Origin of the sequence: Mycoplasma sp. 1654_15 (assembly GCF_012516495.1) — a bacterium.
Classification (GTDB): Bacteria; Bacillota_I; Bacilli_A; order Mycoplasmatales; family Metamycoplasmataceae; genus Mesomycoplasma.
Genome location: NZ_CP051214.1, coordinates 723,606 through 734,223 on the forward strand (window position 1 = coordinate 723,606; position 10,618 = coordinate 734,223).

A 10,618-nucleotide genomic window follows, 5' to 3' on the forward strand; every position below is an offset into this window, starting at 1 on the left:
TCATTAAAAATATTACAAACAAAACAGAGCAAAGTTGCTCTGTTTTTGTATTTTAGAAATTAATTATATTCAATTATCAAATCCTATTTTAATACTTTTATAAATAGGATCAGATTTTACGAAGTTAGTTAGATACATTTTTCTAAAATCTATTGTTCAACTAAGTGAATTTGATGCTTTTATCATTACTTCACCTTTTTTACCGTTAGGTTCAACTGTAAAAGCAAAACTTGGTGTACCTTCACCTAAATAAGGAATTACAACTACTCCAACAAATGAAAGTATTTCTCCATGTTTTGGTCTTTGTTCATATGGAATTGCATCTGGTCTTAAATAGAAAGTCATTGTTTCATTTGTATAGTCATAATCATTTCTATATGAAAGTGGTCTTCCGTCTTTACCTCCAAAGAAGTAGAGATCTCCTTTTTGGTTAATAAAGGATGCATATGCGACTTCTGGAAAAGCGGTTTGAATTTTTGAATCTTGTTCTCTATGGTATTTAACCTCAACTGTATCATTGTCTTTGTTGTATGTTATTTGTTCAATACCAAAATTCTTGTTATTACTTTGATCTGTGTCAACATTAGGTGTAAGACCTAAAATGTTATAGTTATTGTTTAGAAGTGATGCATTATTACCTGTGTTTGCAACTGCAGAACCAAATCATCAAGCATCTGTACCTATTGCAAACGGAGTTTGGAAAGTATTAATAAATTTGGAAGAGTTTTTAGCAAATAAAATTTTGTTATTTTTTATTTCTAAAACATTAAAATCTACTGAAAGTATTTTAGAAAGTACTTTATCTATTTGATTTGGATTTCCAGTGCCAGGTCCTATTTGTAAATCAATAGTTTTAAAATCAGCATTACTAGAACTTCTAACTTCTCTAAGATATGTATTGATTCTGGTATCTATTACTTGTCTTGTGTATTGTTCTTGAGGATGATTTGCATTATCAGGGTCTACGTTAGATACTATATATAGATCAGTTGTCAAATTATTTTCATATTTATATTTAAAATCTATTTCTGAAGATGTATCTAAAGTATTAGTATAAGTAGGAATATCTAGTGCATCTTTTTGAGTTAAGTTAGCGTTTTTATAATTAAAGCTATAGTCTCCTTTGTCATATGAAAGTCCTCTAAAGTTTAATACTGATTTTTTAGCTAAAAGATTTAATTTAATTTCATTTATACTTTGTCAAACTTTTCGTGATTTTTTATTTATTTGATTTATTGGTGTTTTAGTAGAATACAATTCAAGTTGTTGTCATTTTCCTTCAACTTGAGGATTATCTTCTTTATTTACATTTTGAATGATTTTATTTGGATCATAGACTTCTAATGAATAAATAAATCTAGCATCACCTAAAAATCTACCGTATGATTTTTCCAACACAAATTTATCCGGTGAATCTATAAATAGTGGGTCGCTATTTTGAGCAGACGTACTCTGTGCGTTAGCGTAAGTGTGAATAACATCAGAAGTTAGGCTTCCTACGCTTTTTGCAGATGTACGATCGAGATCTTCGTAATAAGAATAAGTAAATCTTAATCTTTTATTCTTAGAATTAGAATTAGAATTATCTTGTTGAATTTTTTGATTAGTTTTTACTCATTTTTTTGCACTACCTTTCATAAAAATCTTAACTTTTGTAGTTTTAGCACTGTTGTCATGAGTAACTTCAACATTATCTAAGAATGTAACTTGTTCTTTATTATCTGTTCAAAACTCAAAGTTTCAAGCATTTCGAGCATTATTACCATTATTTGACTGATTTTGTCTACCAGATGCTGAAGAAGCTATATATCCTTTAGATGGTGAACCAATTTTATCTTTAGCTAATGCATTATTTTTATCAAAAAATTCTAATGTAATTGGAGCAATATAAGTATTTTCTTCACCCTCTTCATTAGTAGTTTTTTCCATTGTTATTGATTTTAATTTAGGTTGTGATACTTTAGTTTCAAAAAATAATTTGTGCTGGAAGAATTTAAGAATATCATCTGAGATTCTAGATGTTAAAACTGTATTTGAGTTATTTTTCAAGTTTTTATCAACTAATTCAACACTGTGAATTTTATATCTTGTTCCATCTGTTACATCATTGTTTTGTAATTCAAATTCTGCTTCAAAGGTTTTAGGTCCTGCTTGAACTACACTTCGTGGAGTTCTAATTGTAGCAATTGTTTTTGAAGTTTTTTCACTACCTTGCTCTTGACCATCTTTAAATTCTTGATATTTTAGTTTAATTTGTTTATTTAATAAGTATTTATCTAAATCACCATTAAATGTTAATTTTAATTTAACAGTTTTATCGGTATTAGAAACTTGCACAATATCTTTAATCTCAAAGTCTTTAGCTATAGTTTTAAATGTTTTTGATACATTAGGCATAAAGGCAATATTAACTGGTGTATTACCTTTTGAAAACTGTAGTGATTCAATAGTATATTCTTTTAATTTATCTAAATGTGATAAAGAAAACTTAATTTCGTTAGTAGTATTATTAAAGATTACTTGTGAATAATATTTTACATTGTTATTATCACGTAAATTTAATATTACTGGTGTATTACTTATTTGACGATCTTTAGAATTTAATTTAAATACTAATTCAGCACTAGTTTCATCTACAGCGGCATCAAAGGATTGTATATTAGTAATTGTATAAAAATCTTTAGTTAGTCTTGAAATACCTTCTACTTGTACACCTTGTTTTAAATCTGTTGAAGAACTAGAATTTAAAATTTGTATTTCTGAAATTGAATATTCAGTTGCAGCTTTAATTTGTTCTGTGTTGGTAAATTCTACATCAGCGTAGACTAAACCAGTATTATCTACTTGAACTTGTGCTACTTTGTTAATATTTTGGTTTTGTTGTGATTGATCTGACAAACTAGCAGTTTTAGTTTGTAGTTTTACATTTATATATTGATTGTTTAAGAAATTATCTACTGTTTGGAAATACACTCTAAATTTAGCTTTTACGTTATTAGCTTGACTTGGTTGACTTGCTTCAGTAGTTGAAAACTCTGAATACTTATAATCAATATTGGTCACAGTTGCTTTTGATAATATAGTTGAAAATGTACTTGTTGCACTTTGCTCAATGTTATATTCAATGTTATCAATAATAACTTTTTGAATTTTATACAGAGTACCTTTTTTTAGACCTTTTAAGTTAAATGCAAGTGTGTTTTGACTAATATTGCCAAATGATAAATTAGTTTTTTGTTGTGATTCTTGGAAAATATCATTTTGGTTATTAGAAGCTAATGAGCTTTCAGCAAAAACAATATAAGCAGTTTTTTGATTTTGAATCTGTTGCCCTGGATTTTTGAATCTTAAAGTAACAGTAGCTGAATTTTCTGATTGAGCACTAAAAGCAGTTTGAAATTGAGCTTTGGTTTCAAAATTTTTATCATTAGGTTGAATAGAAGTATTAAACTCAGAATCATTTTCATTTGCAATAATAGCAAATTTTTGTGTATCTAAATTGTTATCTTGAAGATCTTTATTAAAATCTAATTGTGTTTCAATTTTTATTTTTTCAACTATATAGTCAGTATTAGGATTTAAACCTGTTCCTGATTCACCTAATTTAAACTCTGCTTTATTTTCTTTTATTTCTACTTCAGTAGATATTTTAGTTTGATTTGAGTTTTTTTCTTTGTAATATAATATGGCTCTTCTTTTGGCTCTAGTTAAATCTTCATTAGTATCATCGAAAAATGCTATAACTGTTGCTTTTGTTTCTTCTAATTGTGAATTAGTTAAGTATTTTAATTCTTTTACTTTAGATTTAGAAGCTGGGGTTGTATAAATATTAGCTTGACTTTGTTCAGGATTTAGATAAGATGACATTAAAACAGTTTGGTCATTATATGTTGTAGATAATATCCTATAAATAGAAGCTTTTTTATTTGTTAATTCAAATTCTACTCTATAGTTTCCGTCATTATCTGATGGACTTAATTTAGTTATAGTATTAGCTGCTGAAATAATTTCAACTTCATTGGTCGATAAGTTTTTAACATATAAATCAAATTTACTTTTATCTTGATCATTTAGATCATAACTAGTTGAATAATAAACAGCTATTTTTGTATTTACGGCTGTTGGGGTTTCATTAACTTGAATTTTATAATCATAAGTAGAGATTCTAAGTGGTTCAATTAATGTAGTTTCATTAATTTTCTTAGAAGTTACTTTAGTATCTTGTTTAAATTCAAAATGTAGTTTTTGTAAATCAGCTGATGGTTTTTCTAATTCTATTTTTTTAATTCTATATCTAGTACCTTCAACTAATTTACTTTTAGGAGCATCTCTTTCTCATTCTGTTGTTGAAGTTCCTATGTCTTTTACTGTATTAGTTTTTGATATTTTATTGTTACTATTTATTGTATTTTCAACTAATACAACTTTTTGTGTATCTGATTGAGTAGTATCACCTGTTAAAGTAAATTTTACAGAAGAGTTAATTATTTGGAAATTTTGGTTTAATAAAGTAGTTTTATGTGTTATATCATTTCCTATTTGTTGACCAGTATCATCAATTCTTTCGTAAGTAATTGTTGCAGATGAACCATTTAAGTAAGTATCATGAACATCATCAAATTTAATATCTACAACAGCTTGTGTACCTCTCGCATCTGGATAATTTACTTTAATATCTTGAATAATAGCTCTAGTAGGTTTGGTATAAAACTCACGTTTATTTTGTTGATCAATTTGCTGATCTATTTCTAAACCACTTGCTCTTGCGTTTGGATTTTGATCATCACCTAATTTGACATTTAAAACTTTATAACGTTCAAGTACTTTTAGACTTGATAAGTTAAAGTTAGCTTTATATTGTCCTCTTTCAAGACTAATTTGCTGATTTGATTTTAATCTAACTATTATTGAATTATCTTTTTGTGATTGATAAGTAATTCAAGCATATTTGCTAGTTAACGCAGTATCTTCTGAGTTAATTTGAATATCTATATTACCACTAGAATTTTCTAAGTTTGTAGATTCTAGAGTTTGTACAATTGGCTGAGTTCTAAACTCAGATTCAGCTTGTGATAAAAGAGTTGAAGCTGTAACATCAGAAGAATTTGGAATATATGTTTCTAAACTAATTTTTGTATTTACTAATTTTTCAGTATCTAGTTGTGTAGTAATATCGTGAAAATCAATAGAATCTATTTTATAAACAGCACCAGCTGTTAAATCAGTATTTATAGGATTTTGTGCTAATTTTTCTTTATCAATTTCAACTCTTGCAATACCTTCGTTGTCAATAGTTACTTGTTTAGTAACATATTGATTTTGTGAAGCATTACCTGAAGTTTTTTTGAATTTAACTGAAATTGCATTACCTAAAAGGAAATAATCTTTTTGTGGATCAAATTGAATATTAACTACTGCTTTATGTGCACTAGAATCTGTTTGTGTTACTGATACTAATTTAGCTTCATTTGCTGTGGTTTTAAACACTCTAGGTTTTGGCACCATCTGTGGATCAGATGAGTTTAAATTATGAGCTCAAGGAATAACTTCATTATTAATAAATAAAGTATTTATATGATACTCAGAGAGTTTATCTAGATTTGTTAGTTCAAATTCTAATGTACTATTTGTAAAACTTGTTGGTTTTACTTCAATTATGTTGTTTGAGTGCTGTGAAATTAATTCTAATTTAGTTTTATCTTTTAAATTAGTATCTTTAAATCTACCTTCAGAATCTGATAAAGTAATTTGTACTCTTCTTTTAGTATCTGCATCTACAGAAGTAAGAGAATAAGAATGTTGTGAGGAAACTGTTGAAATTACTGATTGTGTAAAGAATATGTTTTTGTTGTTAGTATTTGTAAATACTTGGCTTGTATTAACTGATATGCTTGAAATGTTGTTGGCTTTATCATCTTCTACTTCAAGTTTTTCAACTTCATATTCACTACCTTCATTTAGTTGTTTTAAATCAAAAGAAACTGTTGAATCAGAGACTTTGATTGCATCTGTTGTTATTGGCTGACTTTGTTGATTTGTTCCTTTGATTCTATAAACTAGTTTTACTTTTTTATCATTAATTAAATAATCAACTAATCTATCGAATTCAAAAGTTAATCTATTTTCTGTTGTAGAAATTTTTTCATATTCAAATGAAGTAATTGAAACTGAAGTAAATGTAGTTGTAAAGTCTTTGATGTGGAAAGTTTTAGTGTTTTGTTGTTGATTTAGATTGTCATATTCTTTTGCAAATGGAATTAAAACTTCTCTTTGTGGATTATTTACGTTTTTAATAATTAAAGAAGGAGAACTATATTGAGTTAATTTAGATAAATTACTAAAACTAAAGGTTGCTTCATTATTATTAATAGTTGCAGTAGCAGAAATAACACCATCTGGACCATTAAATGATAAAGTAGCTGAATGTGTATTAAATACCTGTGCTGAATCACTATTTAAATTTTTAAATTTAACTTTAACATTAGCACTATCTTGTATTAAATTTTCTGTAGAAATTTGAGAGATAACACCATGAGTTGCAAAATTAGCTTGGGTTATAGTTGAAATATTTTGCTGATTTCATTCTTTATTATCTAATTTAAATATAGGTTTTAATACATTATCAGAATCAGCTAAAGTAGTTGGCTGTAAATTAGAAGTTGGAGTAATTTTTTCAATACCTACTTCAAAGGATTTAATCTCGAATTGAGCTCCTTCTTCTAAGTTAGTTAAATTTGTTTCTGCTTGATAAATACCGTTTTTGTTTGTAATTGTAACGTCTTTTGTCTCGGTTCAATTTCTGTTAGTATTTTGGTTTTTTGCAGCAAAAACAATTTTTACTTGTTTATTGTCTAAGTAAAAATCTATATTAGAATCAAAGATGACGCTAATGTGGGCTGAGTCTGTATTTATTTTATCTACTTTCACATCTACTAGATTAATTTCAGAAACTATTGTAGCAAAAGCTTGATTTGTTTTTGCTTGCTCTGAGATAGTAATTGGTGTATTTCCTGCATCTGAAACTAGTAATACATTTTCAATTACGTATTCAGAATATTTTTCTAGATTTTTTAATTCAATAGTAATTGAATGATTAGATACTTTGTTGTTAGAATCAGATGTAACAGAAAATATATTTCCAGTTCTTACTTGTTTGTAAAATACTTGAATTTGTTTTTGGTCATAGAAATTCTCTGAGTCTGAGAAATTAATTTTTACTTTTGCAGAATTTTGTTTGATTTCAGAGAATTCAAAATTTTTAACTTGTGATTTAGTATAAAGTTTTGTCTGATTTCAGTCATGTAATCTAAGATCTGGTTTATTAACATCGCTCATTTGCTCAATTACATAAGTAGAACCTGGATCTAAGTTATCAAAAGTAAAATCAGCTGTTAAATCTGAGTTTATTTGCACTTCTTTTTCAAGTACAGCATTTGAATTTAGATTTTGAGTTGTATCTGCTGGCTCAGTTTTTTTAAGCTTAATTTTTATTTTGTCATTATATAAATAAGCGTCGCTAAAGTTGTTAAAGTTTAGAGAAACTCCAACAGAAGTTAGTTCTTGAACATTTTGGTAAATATTAATAATTTTTGCATCTTCTGCAAGTGTTTTTCACTTAATATCTTCGGAAGTGTCTTTGTTTATATTTTTATTTCAGACTAGATTTTGGAAATTATAAGCAACATCTAAAATTTTATAATCAGTAAATTTAGTTAAGTTTTTAAGTTCAAACTTTAAAGTCTTATTATTTTGATCATATGAATTTTGTTTTTGAGTAAAAATAGTTTGATCAGAAAGTCTTTGGTAAACTAAAATTGCATCTTTAATATCTTTAGTTTTTGGATCAGAGTTTTCTAGTTTAACTAAAATATCAATAGAATCTTGTTTAAGGATTTCTTTTTGAAATGAACCAACACCTAAATAAGTGTAAAACTCTGTTTGTGTATTAGGATCGTTGGTTTTAAAGACAAATTTAGTATCAGCGATATCAGTTTGTGATTCATCAACTTTAACATTTACTAATTTGTATTTAGATCCTGCTTCTAAGTCTTTAATTTTAAAGGATGTATTAAGACCTAATCCAACTGTAGTAGCTTCTGATTCAAAAACTGTAGAATCATTTTCTTTTTGATAAAGTAATTTTAATTTTTTATCAGCTAAAAATAAGTTAGCTCCTAAATCAAATGAAACATCAACAGTTGCTGAATTAGGCATTATATCATTTACTTTAGCTGTAGCAATAATTACTTGTTTATGAGGTGTAGTAAATGAATTATTTGGTAATGATTTAATAGTAATGTCAGTAAAGTTAACTAAAAGAGGATCTAAATAAACATTTTTAATCTCATAAGTTGTTTTTTTCTGTAGGTTATTTAATTTAAATTCAGCTACAATTTCGCCATTTTCTTCTTTTACTTCAGTATCTGCAAAATCATTAGAAACTACTGTATCTTTTGATTCATATAAAAGTTTTACGTTTCTAGTTTTTTTGTTTTGTAATTGTTCATTTAAAAGTGATTTTGTATAGTCACCAAAAACTAATTTAACTGTAGCTGATGTATCTTTAAGATCTTTAATATCAATTGACTTAACAAATATTTTAGTTGCAAATTGATTTGAACTTAAATCATTTTGTTTAGAGTTTGGATCAAATATTAATTCAATTTTTCTTTGTGGATCGTCAGCTAAATGAATAGAATCTAGTTGATATTTAACCCCATCTTTAAACTCAATTAGACTAAATTTAATATTATAATCTTTGGCTTCAACAGCAGAAGAAGAAATAATTGGACCAAATCCATCTTTTGCACCTTCTTCAGATCCTGTGTAATTTAATTGTTTATATTTTAAAATAAACTTATGCCCATTTAATCAAGAAAATAAAGGAGTAAATCCAATGTTGTATTCAACTGAATTAATTTTAGATTCTGGGAAAGATTTAATAAATACTTCAACATCTAATTCATGTGTTGTAAAAGATCTTCTTTTTGCATCTTTTGTATTTTCTAGATTCTTATCAAATAAAATCTTTTTAACACTAATTGGTTGATTTGGTTGATCATTAGATGTTGGTGTGTTTGTATCATCAAAATAAACAACTTGATTATTTTTTAATAATAATTTAACAGAATCTACAAAGTATTCAGTTTTTTGGAATAAATCATTTGCTTGGAAATTAAGGTGATAAATATTTGTTTTGCTTGCATCTTTTTTAACTAACGCAGTAATTTTTTTACCAGAGATTGGAGATAAACTAAGTGAAGCTTCTTGATCAACAATCAAGTCAGGATCTAAAGCTGATGCAAAAGTTATATTAATATTTGCACTTGAGGTACTTACTTTATCAAATTGAATATCTGTAATTTGTGTAGAAGATGAAAACTCTCTTTGTTTTTCGTTTATTAATTTAAATTCAATTCCAGTATTTGCATTTTTGTCTTTAATATAAGCATCTGTTACAAATACTTTTTCAACACGGTATTTTGTTCCTGGTTCTAAAGTATTTTGTGAATTAGTACTATCTAATTTAAATTCAGCTATTTTTGATCTAATTACAGAATCTAATGTAAATAATTTAGGACTTGGATTTTTTGGATCTACTTTTGAATATTGTAATTTAACTTTTTTACCTTCTAATGATGTTTTATTATCATCATTTTCATCAAAACTTAATAATAAAGTTTTTGAATAATCATCAATATCACTTGCAGTTATACTATCTACTCAAACAGTATTTGCATGAGTGTCAAAACTTCTATTTTCTTCAGATAAGTGATTATATAAGTTATCAATTTTTCTAGATGCAAATGAATCAGGAGAAAGTTGTTCTATTAATTTTACTGATTCAATTACATATTTTCTATTAGGTGTTAAGTTTTTGATTACAAATATTGCTTTTTGATTTGCTACAGTAGCAGAATCAACGTAAGAAGTAATACTTTCTTGTGATAAGTTTTTAGTTTTAACTGACAATTCCTGTGAAACACCATCTTGTGAGATGTTTGTATTGATGTAGTGATATTGAAGGGCTACTTTTTTATTATCAAGTGAATTTATTGAGTCATTAAAGTCAACTATTACATGTGCTTCTTTGTTTGAAATATTATTAAATGTAAATGACTTAACTGATGCTTTTGTAGTTACAAAATTGTTAGTGTTTTCTGAGAAGGTAAATAGTTTTTTAATTTTTCTATTTTTATAGAAATTATTTTGTGCTTCTACTTGAACATAATATCTACTTCCAGCTGCTAAAGACGCAGATTCAGGTTGAACATAATTATATTTTCTTGAAAAATAATCATATTTTGCTTTAGTAGATACAACTTTGTTTCCTTGTTCATCAACTAAGTGCACATTTAAATCTGCATATTCTAAATCATATGCATCTTGATCTGCAAGTTCAAAACTAAAATTTACTGCTTTATCTGTAGTTAGATTATCAAAATCCTGTTTTAGATCTATAACTTTATACTGAATACCTTTTCAATTCTTTATCAAATATGGAATTAAAAAGATAGAACCAAGCGAAGCTCCAGCAATGGCTAAAGAAACTATAGCAAGTGCTTTTTTCTTAAAAGATTTATTTTGTTGTTTCATTTTACTCCTTATAGTTTTGAAG

General features: G+C 26.6%; 1 protein-coding gene. It reads right to left on the reverse strand.

What is annotated here, in order from left to right; genetic code table 4:
• Positions 1-63: 63 nt before the first annotated feature.
• Positions 64-10,596, reverse strand: coding sequence for an adhesin (locus HF996_RS03170; protein ID WP_174813142.1), 10,533 nt, complete (start codon positions 10,594-10,596; stop codon positions 64-66).
• Between the last annotated feature and the right edge of the window lie 22 nt (positions 10,597-10,618).